The organism is Candidatus Thermokryptus mobilis (assembly GCF_900070205.1).
GTDB classification, from domain to species: Bacteria; Bacteroidota; Ignavibacteria; order Kryptoniales; family Kryptoniaceae; genus Kryptonium; species Kryptonium mobile.
In genome coordinates this window covers 1-14,818 of record NZ_FAOO01000020.1, presented here as the reverse complement: position 1 = coordinate 14,818, position 14,818 = coordinate 1, and the positions used below count along the sequence as shown (strand labels likewise).

Annotated in this window: 16 protein-coding genes and 1 tRNA gene; 9 read left to right on the top strand and 8 right to left on the bottom strand. The window is 38.5% G+C overall.

The genetic code is table 11. From position 1 onward, the window contains the following. The 3 genes from pstA to phoU are packed head-to-tail and all read left to right on the top strand — an operon-like array spanning position 1 to position 2,302. Positions 1–831, top strand: a complete 831-nt coding sequence (gene pstA / locus FKZ43_RS10055) for a phosphate ABC transporter permease PstA (protein WP_235894745.1) — start codon at positions 1–3, stop codon at positions 829–831. Further along, positions 828–1,610, top strand: coding sequence for a phosphate ABC transporter ATP-binding protein PstB (gene pstB, locus FKZ43_RS10050; RefSeq protein WP_140945763.1), 783 nt, complete (start codon positions 828–830; stop codon positions 1,608–1,610). Before pstA ends, pstB begins: the two co-directional genes overlap by 4 nt. Before the next feature lie 20 nt (positions 1,611–1,630). Then, complete coding sequence (phoU, locus tag FKZ43_RS10045; protein ID WP_140945762.1) at positions 1,631–2,302, top strand: phosphate signaling complex protein PhoU; 672 nt, start codon at positions 1,631–1,633, stop codon at positions 2,300–2,302. A gap of 20 nt (positions 2,303–2,322) precedes the next feature. Here phoU and FKZ43_RS10040 read toward each other — a convergent pair whose 3' ends face one another. From FKZ43_RS10040 to FKZ43_RS10020, 5 genes are all read right to left on the bottom strand, one after another. Further along, entirely contained in the window at positions 2,323–3,120 is a 798-nt protein-coding gene (locus FKZ43_RS10040; protein WP_140945761.1) for a c-type cytochrome, read from the bottom strand. Positions 3,121–3,148: 28 nt separating this feature from the next. Next, positions 3,149–4,210 carry a hypothetical protein gene (locus FKZ43_RS10035; protein ID WP_140945760.1) on the bottom strand — a complete coding sequence of 354 codons (1,062 nt, stop codon included), beginning with the start codon at positions 4,208–4,210 and terminating at the stop codon, positions 3,149–3,151. A gap of 132 nt (positions 4,211–4,342) precedes the next feature. Further along, positions 4,343–5,104: an SCO family protein gene (locus FKZ43_RS10030; RefSeq protein WP_219916525.1), complete on the bottom strand. Its 762-nt coding sequence runs from the start codon at positions 5,102–5,104 to the stop codon at positions 4,343–4,345. Next, positions 5,104–6,564: a cbb3-type cytochrome c oxidase subunit I gene (locus tag FKZ43_RS10025; RefSeq protein ID WP_140945758.1), complete on the bottom strand. Its 1,461-nt coding sequence runs from the start codon at positions 6,562–6,564 to the stop codon at positions 5,104–5,106. The genes FKZ43_RS10030 and FKZ43_RS10025 overlap by 1 nt, the downstream gene beginning before the upstream one ends. Before the next feature lie 15 nt (positions 6,565–6,579). After that, complete coding sequence (locus FKZ43_RS10020) at positions 6,580–7,170, bottom strand: cupredoxin domain-containing protein (protein WP_140945757.1); 591 nt, start codon at positions 7,168–7,170, stop codon at positions 6,580–6,582. Between the two features lie 170 nt (positions 7,171–7,340). Here FKZ43_RS10020 and FKZ43_RS10015 point away from each other — a divergent pair, with 170 nt between their 5' ends. Together FKZ43_RS10015 and FKZ43_RS10010 are read left to right on the top strand one after the other, a co-directional pair. Then, a complete protein-coding gene (locus FKZ43_RS10015) occupies positions 7,341–7,709 on the top strand; it encodes a hypothetical protein (protein ID WP_140945756.1) in 369 nt (122 codons plus the stop codon). 72 nt (positions 7,710–7,781) lie between these two features. Then, the gene (locus FKZ43_RS10010; RefSeq protein WP_140945755.1) at positions 7,782–8,237 is read left to right on the top strand and encodes a peroxiredoxin; all 456 of its coding nucleotides are present in this window, start codon (positions 7,782–7,784) and stop codon (positions 8,235–8,237) included. A gap of 30 nt (positions 8,238–8,267) precedes the next feature. On the opposite strand, the gene FKZ43_RS10005 is transcribed toward FKZ43_RS10010, so the two are convergent. The 3 genes from FKZ43_RS10005 to FKZ43_RS09995 form a co-directional block, all read right to left on the bottom strand. Then, entirely contained in the window at positions 8,268–9,446 is a 1,179-nt protein-coding gene (locus FKZ43_RS10005) for a trans-sulfuration enzyme family protein (protein ID WP_140945754.1), read from the bottom strand. A gap of 2 nt (positions 9,447–9,448) precedes the next feature. After that, the gene (locus tag FKZ43_RS10000; protein WP_140945753.1) at positions 9,449–10,165 is read right to left on the bottom strand and encodes a pyridoxine 5'-phosphate synthase; all 717 of its coding nucleotides are present in this window, start codon (positions 10,163–10,165) and stop codon (positions 9,449–9,451) included. Between the two features lie 104 nt (positions 10,166–10,269). Continuing rightward, positions 10,270–10,343, bottom strand: a tRNA-Arg gene (locus FKZ43_RS09995). 115 nt (positions 10,344–10,458) lie between these two features. On the opposite strand from FKZ43_RS09995, the gene FKZ43_RS09990 reads away from it, so the two are divergent. The 4 genes from FKZ43_RS09990 to FKZ43_RS09975 all read left to right on the top strand — a co-directional run. Then, complete coding sequence (locus tag FKZ43_RS09990; protein WP_140945752.1) at positions 10,459–11,292, top strand: alpha/beta hydrolase; 834 nt, start codon at positions 10,459–10,461, stop codon at positions 11,290–11,292. A gap of 177 nt (positions 11,293–11,469) precedes the next feature. Then, positions 11,470–13,398: a PEGA domain-containing protein gene (locus FKZ43_RS09985; protein ID WP_140945751.1), complete on the top strand. Its 1,929-nt coding sequence runs from the start codon at positions 11,470–11,472 to the stop codon at positions 13,396–13,398. Beyond that, positions 13,364–14,215, top strand: a complete 852-nt coding sequence (locus FKZ43_RS09980) for a cohesin domain-containing protein (RefSeq protein ID WP_140945750.1) — start codon at positions 13,364–13,366, stop codon at positions 14,213–14,215. Before FKZ43_RS09985 ends, FKZ43_RS09980 begins: the two co-directional genes overlap by 35 nt. A gap of 68 nt (positions 14,216–14,283) precedes the next feature. After that, the coding region (locus FKZ43_RS09975) for an Ig-like domain-containing domain (RefSeq protein WP_140945749.1) at positions 14,284–14,818 on the top strand (535 nt) is incomplete at its 3' end.

Sequence of the window (14,818 nt, the reverse complement as noted above, 5' to 3'; positions counted from 1 at the left end):
GTGTCTAGCTATAGGTTCAGAATATTTAAGAGCAAAATTATATCAATCATTTTAACGCTTGTAGCACTGGCTTCAACAGTGCCTTTTTTACTTGTTATTTATTTCATAGTAAAGAATGGGATATCTGTGATAAATTGGGAATTTATAACGCATTTACCTAAACCAGTTGGTGAACCCGGTGGTGGAATTTTAAATGCACTTGTTGGCACAGTTATTTTAATATTGATAGCTCTTACTTTATCAGTTCCATTTGGTATATCTGTTGGGATATATCTTGCCGAAAAGTCCGAGAGCAGGGTTTCTTTTTTTGCGAGATTGATAACTGAAATTTTACAGGGAGTTCCATCAATTGTTGTTGGGATTATAGCATATCTTTGGGTGGTAAAACCGATGGGACATTTTTCAGCTCTTTCAGGGGGAATTGCGCTCGGAATAATGATGTTGCCTGTAATAATAAAATCAACAGAGGAAATTTTAAAACTTATACCTCGGGAAATAAAGGAAGCATCACTTGCGCTTGGTGTTCCATACTATAAGACGATTTTAAAGGTTTTGCTCCCAGCAGGTTTAAGTGGCATCTTATCTGGCATTTTAGCGGGGACAGCTAGAATTGCTGGTGAAACAGCCCCCCTGCTTTTCACTGCTTTTGGAAATCCATTTTTGAACTTTAACATACTTAAACCTGTAAGTGCGATGCCTCTTTTAATCTTTAACTATGCTATAAGCCCATACGAGGACTGGTGGACAAAAGCTTGGGGTGCTTCTTGCATTTTGGTGCTTTTCGTATTAACTTTAAATGTAATAACAAGATTAATCTCAAGCAGAAGATGATTGACATAGTTTTAAGAGCAGAAAATTTAACAGCGTCTTACGACGATCACATAGTTGTTAAAAATGTAAACTTGTCAATTGTTCGTAACAGCATCACCGCGGTAATGGGTCCATCGGGATGCGGTAAGACCACGCTTATAAGATGTTTCAACAGAATGCACGAACTGTCTCCGAAAGCTAAAGTTGAAGGGAAAGTTTATTTAATTGAAAACTTTAATGGAAGGAGAGAAGAGATTGATATTTATTCGGTTGATCCGATGCTTGTCAGAAGAAAAATAGGCATGGTTTTTCAAAAGCCAAACCCATTTCCAACGATGAGCATTTATGAGAATGTCATTGCCGGGTATATTTTAAATGGGATTAAACTTAAAAAAAGTGAATCTGATGAAATAGTTGAAGAAACATTGAAAAAGGTCTCGCTCTGGGATGAGGTGAAGGACAGATTAAAAAAGAAAGGTACTTTTTTATCAGGGGGGCAACAACAACGATTGTGCATAGCAAGGGCTCTTGCTATGAAACCAGATGTTCTTTTACTTGATGAACCAACATCTGCGCTTGACCCAGTAGCTACGGCAAAAATAGAGGAACTGCTTGAACAGCTTAAAAACACAGTTACGATCGTTGTGGTCACCCATAATGTCGGTCAGGCAGGAAGGATTTCTGATTATGTTGCTTTTATGTATCTTGGCGAACTTATTGAATATGGACCAACAGACACTGTTTTTACGAGACCTTCAAATGAAAAGACGGAAGAGTTTTTAGCAGGTAAAATTGGATAAAATAAATTCTGAATAAATCTATGTTTTACGAAAAATTAAATCGTTTAAAGGAAAAAATCATTGAAGAGGGAAATCTTGTTGAAAGCATGATTGAGAAAAGCATCCGAGGTCTTTTAAATAAAGATAAAACACTTTTGCTTGAAGTTCTCCAAATTGATGAGCCAAGAGTAAATGAGATGGAAATTGAAATAGATGAAATGTGTATAAATCTTATAGCTCGCTTTCAACCTGAAGCAAGGGACTTGAGAACTATCCTTATGATATTAAAGATGAACAATGATCTTGAGAGAATAGGTGATATGGCTGTGAACATCTCTGAGAGTGCTCTCTTTCTAATTGAAAGACCCCAAGTTAAACCGCTTATTGACCTTCCGCGAATGGCTGAGGAAACAATTCAAATGTTGAAGGATGGAATTGATTCTTTTATAAAATCTGATGCTAAACTTGCAAAATCAGTTTGCGAGCGTGATGATATGATTGATGCTTACAGAGATCAAATTTTGCGCGAGCTTATAACATATATGACTTCTGATCCAACCACGATAGAGAGATCAATTCATATAGAAAGAATCTCAAGAAATCTTGAAAGGATAGCTGACCTTGCCACAAACATCGGTGAGGATGTTATTTATATAGTTGAGGGGAAGATTATAAAGCACGGCAGATATAAAGAATCAGCGGGGAGCGCGTGAACGCTCCCGCGCTTTAAATATTACTGCTCGGATTTTAATTCCTCAATCGTTTTCCCATCGTAGAGTGCAATTCCATTAATCAATGCATAAATATAATTTGCAAGATGCCATCTTTCTTCATCTGTTAAAACTTCTTTATACGAAGGCATTGGCGAACCATTTAATCCGGTTGTAAAGACAAGATAAATCTCTTCAACGGTTGATGCGCGCTTAACCTCATTTGGATTTGTAAGATCTGGGATTGGAATTTTGTTTCCCCATTCGTCTTTAAAGCCCGCTCTCGCAGCTGGACCATCACCGCGACCACTTACACCGTGACACTCCCAGCATTTCATACGAATGTAAATCTCCCTGCCCATTGCTATGCTTTGTGCCGAAAGGGGAACAGGATTAACTGGTTCAATAACTTTCAAAGGATATTCATTTGGATTTGAAAACCTTTCAGAAAATTTCTTTATGTATTCTACAACTGCATACCTATCTTCAGGGGAAAGCGATGAAAAAGACGGCATTGTTGTGTTGTGAAATCCAAGTGAGATTGACTTATATAAGTCTGCATCAGTGGGCAAGTTTCCAGTTTCAGTAGATCTAAACTTAAAGACACCGGATGTGAAATCCCTTGGCTTCACAAATACAGTTGAACTAACAACTCCATCACCCTTTCCATCTTTACCGTGGCATGGTGCACAGACATAATTGTAAACTTTTTTCCCTCGCTCAAGGACTTCCTTTGAGGGGTTGCTCGGTTGATCGCTTCCAGTGAAACCATATATGAACAAGCCAAGTGTGAAAATAGCAAGAATTATTTTCCCTTTCATTTTAAATCCTCCTTTGATAATTTTGTTTTTAAAATAAAAAGTGGGTCATTAGCATAACCATTTGTGATCTCATTTCCATTGATTTCATTCCCATTTCGGTTTTCATTTTCATCCACATATACTCACCTGTTAAAAAGATATTTGGCGCAAGATGATAACGCAAACCGATTGAAATTTGATCGGTGTTTTCAGAGCCTACTTTTATGAAATCATATCTTGTAAACCCAACAAGCTTTTCGGGCAAAATAAAAATATTTGCGCCGATAAATCCACCGTTCATTTTCTTCTCCTCTTCACCGATTTTATCTGTTGCTGTAAGATATTGGAAATAAACATTGACTTTTTTAGTCCACAGGTCATACGCTTCTACATCAAATCCGAACCTATTGAATTTGTCCTCTTGTTCTGTCCCTTTCATTTTACCGTTGTAGAAGAGAAAGCCTACTCTAAACGGGGCATTGTTAACCCATACGCTTTGATTTATCCTGACATAGACATCTGGCGTATTATCAATATCCTCGTTTACATTTGTCCCATTTACAAGGGCTATTTCATATCTTAAGCCATCAAGAACTTGTGGAAGGAAACCATATGCAGAGATGCCGAGCTGAGGTTCAGCAAGTGAAAACTCCGCCTCAACTTGCCCCTCAGATTCAACCTCAGATGCATATTCATAAACAAGGTATCCTGCTTCGCTTAAGGCGAGATTTACGGGGTAGGGAAGATCGAGGCGGAACGAACCAAATCTTAGATTGAGATTGCTCATCGGTAAAATATTGTTGTAGATAACATGAGCAACTTCAACTGCTGCTTCGTAACCTCCACCTTCAGCTGGATCGACAACAACTGCAGCAAAATATGAAAGGTGTTTTCCAAGCGTTCCAGCCGTGAATATATCCGCGCCGGTTCTTGCAAATGTAAATTTTGAACTTTTATGCTCACCGTCTTCATCTTCCCTCATCCAGCTGAAACTGCTGTGAAGCATCGCCGCAAATGGAAGCTGATTTGACATCCAAATTGGCGTTGACTCAACCGTTCCAGGGAGCTGATATCCATTTGATTGAAATCTTCTCCCAAATTCATTTAACATCGGCGGGGATGTGTGACATGAAAAGCAAGAGCGGTTATACTTGCGGGCAAAAAGGGGAATTGAATAGGAAATCTCGCTCAGAAAGATAACAAATGCAAGAGCAGCTGCTAATTGCAATTTAATCTCATTGCTTTACCCCTCCTTAATTTTTATTTTATTGTTTTTGATACGGAAGATTAAAACCGTTATAAGAAATGTTAAAATAGCTGGTGTAAACAATATCACTGTTCCAATTCCAATTTTTATCCTGCCTGTTTCTGGATCATAGTTTAAACACCTAAAGGCGAAATTTTTCTCAATTGAATAAAAGGGGACAAATTCTCCTTTTAGCTCACTTATAACTTCCCTTAACTTAACAATTTGTATATTTCCACCGACCAAAATTCTAACTATTTTCCCTTGTCTTATTCCAACCACCATTCCGGGATGATCAAATTGTCCTGTTGAATCAACCCAAACGTACCAAAACCCAATTTCAGTTGAGAATTTTTTGATCAGCGATGTATCAGCAAAAATACCAAAAATCCAATTTCTATTATTGGAAAGTTCAAATGCATTAGAAAATATCCCCATATCGTCTGGCGAATCGCGAGGGTCAAAGCTTAAAACGACGATGTAAAAATTAGATTTTTTATCTTCTCCCAACCTTTGGATTACTTCCTTTAAAGAGCTAATGAGTGGGGAACAAATCCCAGCACATCGTGAAAAAATCAAAGTCAAAAGGATTGGTTTCTCAAGCCATAGGTTGGATAACTTGAGCGTGGAATTTTTTGAAGTTATAATTTCAACATCAGAAATATCTTTATAAATGTATCTTGCCTCTGAAGGGAAAAGGGTATCCTGTGACAATTTTAAATTTTGCGCCAGGGCAAGTTGCCCCAGCGCGAATATCATTAAAACGATCTTGCCCATCTTTTTATCGTTTGAATTAGGTAGAGAAGTAAACCTACGGTTAAAATGCTAACAAATATGATGCTAATTTGAGATAAACTTGCACCAATTGAAAATGTCCCAGGGTAGAGGGCATATCTTCTCGGGACAGAAAAAGCACCGCCTGCATAAAACATGCTTAAAAATCCATATCCACCAATTAGTAAAAGCCATATGGTTAATCTTGAAAGTTTTGGATTATCTTGAATCTGAGAGTTTATCTGTGAGAAGTGATATATAAAGCCAAGTATCATTAAAACAACTCCCATTAGGAAATAGGTATGGAAGTGCGCTGGGACCCAGAGCGTATTGTGGAATCTGAAATTTACAGCTATCGTTGAGTCAATCACAGCTGCGACTCCTCCAACAGCCCAGCCCATTGTCCCAAGAAATATAAGCGATGAACCGAGCGTCCAATTAACTTTGGTTTTGTAAATCATCGCAAGAGCACTGAAAATTGTCACAACAGCTGCTGGGACAGAAATAAAATATGAAGCAAGTTGTCCCATGACTTGAAATGCTCTCGGTTGAACAAAATCCATATAAAGGTGATGGAAGTAAGCAAAAAGCACAAGGAACAAAACGGTGTTCCAAGCAAATGCAACAAGTTTGTTTGTTTTCCAAGGTCTTTGAGCGTATTGTGGTAAGGTGTCATAAAGAATAGCAACCCCAAGATACATCGTTATATTTACGAGGACATGACCGAAATAAAAGACGAGGTTTTTCATAAGCAATGGGTCAGCTGGCGTACCCGAAACTCTATCAAACAAGAAGAGCAGTAGCAGAGCAACAGCTGCTAAAAAACCCGTCACAGCAGCAATACAGGAAACCGTGACTATTAAAATTACTGGTGGTAGTTCCGGCTCGGTTTTTCCAGCAAGGTAATGCCAAGCAAGAGCTTGATTTAGTGGATATTTCTGCGCTATCGCACGTAAAACATCTATAACCCATATGGTCCATCCTATCCCTAAGACTCCAAGTCCAATTAAATAAACATCAGCTGACCAGTTCGCCCACACCTCAGCGGACTTATAAGGCAAGGGGTAGAGGAAATACCAACCAGCTCCAAATCTTCCAACCACCGTTGAAATTATAATTAAGGCAACGCCAACAAGTGTAAGGACGAGCGAAAACCAAGAAACCGCGATGCTTGGTCTGACATACTTTGAAATAATATAGATCACAGCTGACATCCCTTCAATAAACCACAAACCAACCATTCCAACGCCATGAAGTGTTAAAATTGCATAAAACCATTCTGGTGGAAATGTTGGGAATATATTGCCCTGAACAAGACGCATCAGAAAGCCAAGTAAACCGAGTATTGGAAATAGAATGAAAGTAAGACCTGTCCAGACAAGTGTTAACTTTTTAAATCTTGCCTGTGCCTCAATGGCTTCCGCTTGTATTGCTATTTCCGCCATTTTTTAAACCTCCTTTTATTTTTGACTTAATGTTTCTTCAACAACTTCAACCACACCTTTCATCGCATGGTGGGAGTTCCCACAAAGCTCCATACAAAATGCGGTGTAAATACCTGGCTTATCAAACTTAACAAAAAGTCGGTTCACATACCCTGGCATTGCTTGTGTTTGACCGAGAAGTTTTCCGTTCTCATCATATAGGCTGAACCCATGATTTACATCCAAACTTGTCACGCGAAACTCAACCCATTTCCCAACTGGAACTTGAACGGGCTCAGCCTCACTTCTTTCCTTCCATCTCTCCTCGGTTTCAATCGGTTGGGTATCCAAGGCGAAGGCAAATTGTTTCCCGACAGCGAAAACAACCACATCAGGAAATTTACCCTTTGGAGGATATGGTAACTTTGGAATGGTAAGAACAAGCCCCGTAAGCAAAAGAAGCAAAAGCAAGATGAAAAAAGGCAAACGAAGTTTTGCAACCTGCTTATAGTAATCAGCTCCCTCAGCTGGTTTACGCGTTGAACTTAAAAAGATGGCATAAACAACAAAAATTATAAGGGATAGAACAATGAAAAGAGTTATGGCAAGAACCTGTATGGCAGGCATTGTAGCACCTCCGTTTTTGTTTTTAACAATTTGAGAGGTGCTCTTTGAGGGGTAACTTACCTTTTAAGGGAGGTGCTTTTTTAATTAGGTTAAAACTTGTCCTAATTTAAAATTTTTTAATTTAAAAGTCAAGTTTTTAAATTCAAGAGGATAAAAAATTGAGCCCAAGCATGCGAAGAAAGGTAGGCAGGGTTTTATTTAGCAGAGTAACGCTCAAGAACGGTCAGATAACTACACGAGAAAGGATTTTGATAAATACCGAGCGCGAAAAATTTTTTGTTGATTCAGTCCCAGCGGAAAAAATCAAAATCTATATGTGTGAAGATGAAGAAAGCGTGACATTTGGAGATGAAAGGTTCTCAATATGGGTAAAGATTGAAAATTATTTTAAACTGCCGAATAAATTCATCATTGAAATTGGAGATGTAAAATTTGAGGTTGAGATGCTCTTCAATCGCAGGGGGTTTTGGTGTTTTGAAGCTAAAAAAATTTTAAAAGCTGGTTTTGTCAAGTCGGGGCATGAGGTTTTTATTTGTTAAGTTTTGAAATTTCATGCTCAGTTGCTATATTTGAACTGAACTGATTTAAAAACAAAAAAGGAGAATAAAACAATGGTTAAAGTTGGCGATAAAGCACCGGATTTCGTCTTAAAGGGTCATGATGATAAAGAGTATAAATTGAGCGATTATAAAGGGAAAAATGTTGTTCTCGTTTTTTATCCGCTTGATTTCAGCCCTGTTTGCACAAATGAACACGCTTGCTTTGTTGATGCGCTTAAGACCTTTGAAGGGCTTAACGCTCAGATATTCGGGATAAGTGTTGATAGCACTTGGACGCATAAAGCGTTTGCTGAGAAGATGAATATATCTTATCCGTTGCTTGCCGACTTCCATCCGAAAGGAGAGGTTGGGAAAAAATATGGCGTCTATCTTGAAGACAAAGGAATTCACAACAGGGTGACGATTATCGTTGATAAGGAGGGGATAGTTCGTTATGTTGAAGAGCACGGGATACCGAATGTGCCAGATGTGAATAAAATTGCGAAGGTTCTAGAGGAGTTAAAGTAAAATTTGGGTGTGCTTTTTGCACACCCTTTTTTAAATTGAATCAAGCGCCTGCTCAAAGTCCCACAATATATCTTCAATGTTTTCAATTCCAACTGAAACGCGAACCATTGACTCGCTTATCCCAACTTTTTCAAGTTCATCCCTGCTCATCTTGACATGAGATGTCAGGACGGGGATGCTGACAAGTGTTTCAACGCTACCCAAGCTTGTAGCGTTCAAAGCCACTTTAAGAGAGTCGCAAAATTTCTTCGCTCTTTCAATATCTCCATCAATTTCAAAAGAAAGCATTCCACCAAACCCGCGCATCTGCCTTTTTGCGAGTTCATGCTCAGGGTGCGTGCTTAAACCAGGATAAAAAACTTTACGAACTTTTCTATGGGAAGAGAGAAACTCCGCCAATTGTAAAGCGTTCTCATTTTGTCTTTTTACCCTCAATTCAAGCGTTTTTAAGCTCCTACCAAGAAGAAATGCTTGATGAGGGTCTGGATTCCCACCGAAGACATTTTTGAATTTTCTTATCCTTTCAATCCTCTCTCTTGATGACATCACACAACCAAGTATCAAATCGCTGTGCCCAGAAAGATATTTTGTAGCGCTATGTAGAACTATGTCAACACCAAGATCAAGCGGATTTTGATTGATCGGCGTTGCAAAAGTATTGTCAATTATCGTAGTTAAATTTTCTCGTTTTGCTAACTTAACTACTTTCTCAATATCAATGATTCGTGTGGTTGGATTTACAGGTGTCTCAAAATAAATTAACTTTGTCCTCGCGGTGATTAACTTCTCAATTTCATCAATGTTTTCAAGTTCAACAAATTTCACCTTTACCCCAAAATTTGGAAGATAATCCCTAAAGAATCTGTAAGTGACACCATAGATAGAACTTAGCGAAATTATTTCATCCCCGGATTGCACATAGCTTAAAATCGTAGTTGTGATAGCTGACATCCCCGAGGAAAATAAAATTGAGTCCTCTGCGTTTTCAATCAGCGCAAGTCGTTTTTCAACCTCTTTTACTGTTGGATTTCCATATCTTGAGTAAATATAAAAGTCCTCAACTTCGTCAATGAATTTTTGATAATCGTCTGATTTTTCCACAGCAAACGTTGAAGTTTGATAAATAGGGTAAACAACCGAGCGAAATTGTTTATCTTTTAAATCACCGTGAATTGCAAGTGTTGAGGTTCCAAATTTTTTTGTTTTCATCGTCAAATACCTTTAACTATTTTCACCATTTCTCTTACTGCTCTTTCAAAGCCGACAAAAATCGCTCTTGCTACGATGGCGTGTCCGATGCTGAGTTCTTCAATTTCTGGTATTTTTGTAATTGGGATTACATTCAAATAATTTAAGCCGTGACCCGCGTTGACGCGAAGACCAAGTTGATGCGCGAGCTTTGCCATTTCCTTTATTTTGTTAAGTTCTTCAAGCTGTGTCTTTTCATCCTTTGCGTTGGCGTATTCACCCGTATGTATCTCAATAAAGTCAGCCCCAGTTTTAGCTGAAGCTTCAACCTGATCCGGGATTGGATCAACAAACAAACTTACCTTTATGTTGTGCTTATGGAATTCTGAGACGACATCACTTAGAAATGATACCTGCTCAACTACATTTAACCCTCTCTCGGTTGTTCTTTCAAGTCGTCTTTCCGGAACAAGTGTTACAAGTTCGGGGTGTGTCTGGATTGCTATTTTTATCATTTCTTCGGTTGCTGCCATTTCAAGGTCAAGTTTTGTTTTGATCGTCTCTCGCAGAAGTTTAAGGTCTCTATCTTTTATATGTCTTCTATCTTCACGAAGGTGACAAACGATGCCATCTGCACCAGCGATTTCGGCTATATGTGCTGCTGTCACTGGGTCGGGTTCAAGCCCTCCTCGTGCTTCACGAAGGGTTGCTACATGATCAACATTAACGGATAGTTTCATGCTTTACAGATAAATTTTGTTTTTAAAAGATTCTCAATTCACGAGGGAAATTTAACAAAAAGATAAACTTGTTTCAAGGTGTATAAAATAGGGTAGGGGGGTTGCGCGCCTGGCGGGACTTGAACCCGCAACCTCGGGCTCCGGAGGCCCACGCTCTGTCCAGTTGAGCTACAGGCGCATTTCGTTTTTATTATAAAAAATCAAAGCAAAAAATTCAAAAATCGCTTCCATCCCGCATCAAATTTTTTTATCTTTAAAGTGAAACACCATAAAAACAAAAACATCGTTAAGAAATGTTAAAGAATCTACTTCTTGCGTTTTTAATTTTAACTAATTTAGCGCTAACCCAAGGGAAAGTCAAAGTCCTGCTTGATAGCCTCCGCTCAAATGCAACTAATTCCTACAAGAAATTTAATATCATATTGCCAAAGGATTATGAGCAAAGTGAGGAAAGATATCCCGTCCTTTACCTTCTTCACGGATATGCGGGGAGTCATCGCGACTGGGTAAATAAAACCGGATTGATCAGATATATAAACGAATATAAACTTATCGTAGTGACGCCTGAAGCAGATAATAGCTGGTATACTAATTCGCTCCTTCACAAGGATAGAAACTATGAGGATTACATCATCAAAGAGTTAATTCCATATGTTGAGGAAAAATATAGAGTTATTTCAACTCGGCATGGAAGGGCAATTGCGGGTTTATCAATGGGTGGATATGGTGCTGTAAAGTTTGGGCTAAAGTATCCGAGTTATTTCCAATTGGTTGGGTCGTTCAGTGGTGCCTTTAATTTGTTTGAGCTCATGGATAAAAATAAATACGCCGTGGCACAAAGTTTAATTGAAGTGTTCGGTGAGAAAAGAAACGAACACTGGATTAAAAATGATATCTTTTCGCTTGTTGATAGTTTAGCCGATAAGACAGCTCCATATTTTTACATCTCTTGTGGGTTTGAGGATGAAATTGAGGGTTTGCTTCATTCTAATCGTGAATTTGTAAAACTGCTTCAATCTAAAAAAATACGATATGAATATCACGAGTTGCCAGGCGGACACAACTGGCTTTTCTGGGATAAAGAGATTGAAAATTTTTTAAAATTGTTGAACCGATGCGAGTTTTAAGTGGAGGGCAATTGAAAACATCTAAACCTATTGACTTTATCGGTTGAAATTTTTATATTTTATTCGGAGTTTCGTTCTTTACTTCTGGAACGGTTGGGACAAAGCGGGGTTTTTTAGGGTTTAATCAATATAGATTTTTTCGGGGATATAAGTAAAAAATTTATATGGAGGTTTGCCATGAAGAAGTTAATACTTATCTTGGCAATTCTTTTTTCTTTTGGGGGTTTATTTTCTCAGGAGGTTGAGAAGCGTGGTATTGGTCTAAAGCTGGAGGAAAAGAAGGCAGCTTTAACTTCTTACTTTTCCAGGAATTGGGCTTTGATAATCGGGATTGATAAGTATCAGAATGCCAATCCACTTCGCTATGCTGTCAATGATGCCAAAGCGGTTCGTGATTTAATTGTAAATGAGTTTGGTTTTGGGGCGAAAAATGTAATTGAGTTGTATGATGAGATGGCGACCAAGGATAACATTTTACGGGCGTTTGATGACCTGATTAAAAATACAAGCGAAAACGATAGGGTTTTCATCTTCTATGCTGGGCACGGCATAACTATGCCTTTACCCGAAGGGAAAGAGAGGGGTTATATACTTCCAGTTGATGCGGACCCATCTAAACCGGTCTTGACGGCTATTTCCACAGACCAACTTAACGAATTTTCGGAGGCGATTCCGGCTAAGCATCTATATTTTGTCATGGATGCTTGCTATGGTGGTTTAATTTTTACGCGCTCTCAGCCAGTATCAGCTGAGATTCAGAATTTCCTTGAGGTTATATCAACGCGTAGGACTAGGCAAGCGATAACTGCTGGTGGAAGAGACCAACCCGTATTTGACACTGGTCCATCTGGGCATAGTGTTTTCACATTTCATTTTATCAACGGTTTGAAGACGATGATGGCTGACCTTGATAAAAATGGTGTTGTAACTGCAAGTGAGATCGCAAGTTACATATTGCCACGCGTTACAGCTGAATCAAAGGGTCAGCAGACGCCACAGTATGGTATATTAGTTGGCGATCGTGGTGGTGAGTTTTATTTCATTCCGCGTCCACGCGTTTCTGTGATTGATGTGAGCGTTTCTCCAGAAGGAGCGGACATATTTGTCAACAATAAGCTGGTTGGGAAAGCACCATCGCAAATTGATATTTACGAGTTCGGACCTGTTAAAGTTCAAATTAGAAAAGATGGGTATCTTGACTTTGAACAGGTAATTGATGTGAGCGACAATTATTATGAGATCAAAGCAACGCTTGAGAAGGCATCAAGGCTTGAAATAAAGAGCAAGCCAACCGGGGCAAGTGTTTATATCAATGATGAATTTGTGGGGAAAACGCCTATTGTTTTGCCGAAGTTGAGAAAAACAAAGCACACAGTTAAACTTGTCTTATCGGATTATAAAGATTTTGTTCAAGAGATAGACCTCTCCCAGACGGACAAATCAGAGGTGAATATAAACCTTGAAAAGATGAAATGTGATTTCAACATAACTGGAATCGTGGGAAATGTAAATGTTTTGATAAAGGGGGAAAACTTTACAAAGCAGTTTGATAAGTTACCCCTTAGGAAGCTTGAGCTTGAATATGGTGAGTATGAAATCGCAATCTCAAAGGTGGGGTATTATGATTTCAGGCAGAGGGTCACTATTAGACAACCGCAGATTAATTTGCCTGTTGAACTTAACAAAAAATCAAAGCCAAGGTCGGTTCTTATGTCGTTGTTTTTACCTGGGACGGGACAAATTTATATGGGTCGTCAAGCCATTGGATATCCACTTTTAGGTTTATCAGTTGTCTCTGTTTCCTCGTCTGTTTTTACATTCATTAAATACAATCAGTTCAACAATGCATATAGTGATTACCGAGACAAATATCACTCTGCGACCAAACCTGAAGACATTGAAAATTACTATCGCTTGATGTTGAAAAACTACAACGATATGAAAAACTTCAGGAATTATTTCTTGATTTCGGCGGGGGTGACCGCTGGTGTATGGCTTTTTAATTTAATTGACTCAATAATTTTTTCACCAGAGGATATTTACAGCGTTTCAAGATTAAAACTTGGAACAAATGGGAGAGAAATTCATGTGGAGTTCAATTTCTAAAATTTCCCTCTTATTTGTCTTTATATTTTTTGGTTGTAATCTTACAACCCAGCCCCCTCCGCCCGAGAGGGGGAATCCGATAGACCCACAAAATCCAAATTTTCAGCCACCGAGAGTTGAAATCATTTCAGGACCTAAAGAAGGGGATGTTCTGCCAAACCACACCGTGACATTTAAATGGCGTGGGAATCAAGCTGACACGCTTATGCTTTTTAGCTATAAACTTGATAATGAGAATTGGTCGCCGTGGTCTAATCAAAAAGAGGTCACATTTACATATCTTGATGAGGGGAAGCATACATTTTATATCAAAGCGAAGTATGTCAACAACATTGAAGGTCAAGCTTTAGAAATTAATTTTATAGTTGATGCTGTTAAAGGTCCAGCAATCATGTTCTTTCCGAGAAAATCGGAGATTGATCAGGGCTATTCTTTTGATTCTGAAATTTATGTTGAGGAGGCGATAAATTTTGCCGGGGCGAAAATTGTAATTGAGTATCAGCAAAGTGTTTTTACGCTTGAAAGTGTTGAAATCTACAAAGACGCAAGAAGCATAATGTTAAAAAATGGCGGGACTTTGATTGATTTCATCAATGCGAATACACCCGGCAAGGTTGAGATAAACATAGCAGTTGCGGGTGGAAATCCAGAAAATGTGAATGGAACAGGAGCGATTGGGAAAATTCGTTTTAGAGCAAACCCCGGCTACGGTGGAAATTACGAGATTAAATTTGGGAACGAATCAAAACTAAGGGATGCGAACAATAACGATGTCCAGATTAAAAATCTTGTCAGCAAGGTGGTGGTTGTAAAATGATGTGAGAGGGGATATGGAGAGGAAAGATGAATTAAAACAAACAATAAAAAATCAATCTAAACTGGCTTATGAAAAGGTTTTTTACTATCCTAACTCTATTTGTCGCTTTAAATTATTCGTTTTCACAGCTTTCAATCGTTGATCGTGATCCACGACCGAATGCGATAAATGTTCCGAGGGATGCAAACATAAGGATAACATTTGACAAGGATGTTGAAATATCAACTTTAGCTGGGAATATACTTGTAATTGGTTCTTTTTCTGGACTTTATAGTTTCACATTCAGTTATGATGCGAGCACAAAAACCCTCATACTTGACCCGAGAAGCGATTTTAAGTATAATGAGCTGATCACTGTTGAAATTAAAAAGGGGGTAAAATCAACTTCTGACGATTCTTTGACGCAAACATATATTTGGTCTTTTACTGTTGAGGTTAAGGGTGGGAGTGGAAATTTCGTTGAAAAAACAAGAATCGGTGTTGGAAGTAGTCCTTATGGTCTATCATTTGGAGATATAGATGGGGATGGTGATGTTGATATAGCTGTGGCAAATTGGAGTTCACACAACGTCTCAATTTTAATGAATGATGGTTCAGGTAATT

Bases quoted from the DNA above. Each gene is read 5' to 3' on its own strand.
- pstB (WP_140945763.1), top strand. From the start codon at position 828: ATGATTGACATAGTTTTAAGAGCAGAAAATTTAACAGCGTCTTACGAC.
- phoU (WP_140945762.1), top strand. From the start codon at position 1,631: ATGTTTTACGAAAAATTAAATCGTTTAAAGGAAAAAATCATTGAAGAG.
- FKZ43_RS10040 (WP_140945761.1), bottom strand. From the start codon at position 3,120: ATGAAAGGGAAAATAATTCTTGCTATTTTCACACTTGGCTTGTTCATA.
- FKZ43_RS10035 (WP_140945760.1), bottom strand. From the start codon at position 4,210: ATGTTAAATGAATTTGGGAGAAGATTTCAATCAAATGGATATCAGCTC.
- FKZ43_RS10030 (WP_219916525.1), bottom strand. From the start codon at position 5,104: ATGATATTCGCGCTGGGGCAACTTGCCCTGGCGCAAAATTTAAAATTG.
- FKZ43_RS10025 (WP_140945758.1), bottom strand. From the start codon at position 6,564: ATGGCGGAAATAGCAATACAAGCGGAAGCCATTGAGGCACAGGCAAGA.
- FKZ43_RS10020 (WP_140945757.1), bottom strand. From the start codon at position 7,170: ATGCCTGCCATACAGGTTCTTGCCATAACTCTTTTCATTGTTCTATCC.
- FKZ43_RS10015 (WP_140945756.1), top strand. From the start codon at position 7,341: ATGCGAAGAAAGGTAGGCAGGGTTTTATTTAGCAGAGTAACGCTCAAG.
- FKZ43_RS10010 (WP_140945755.1), top strand. From the start codon at position 7,782: ATGGTTAAAGTTGGCGATAAAGCACCGGATTTCGTCTTAAAGGGTCAT.
- FKZ43_RS10005 (WP_140945754.1), bottom strand. From the start codon at position 9,446: ATGAAAACAAAAAAATTTGGAACCTCAACACTTGCAATTCACGGTGAT.
- FKZ43_RS10000 (WP_140945753.1), bottom strand. From the start codon at position 10,165: ATGAAACTATCCGTTAATGTTGATCATGTAGCAACCCTTCGTGAAGCA.
- FKZ43_RS09990 (WP_140945752.1), top strand. From the start codon at position 10,459: ATGTTAAAGAATCTACTTCTTGCGTTTTTAATTTTAACTAATTTAGCG.
- FKZ43_RS09985 (WP_140945751.1), top strand. From the start codon at position 11,470: ATGAAGAAGTTAATACTTATCTTGGCAATTCTTTTTTCTTTTGGGGGT.
- FKZ43_RS09980 (WP_140945750.1), top strand. From the start codon at position 13,364: ATGGGAGAGAAATTCATGTGGAGTTCAATTTCTAAAATTTCCCTCTTA.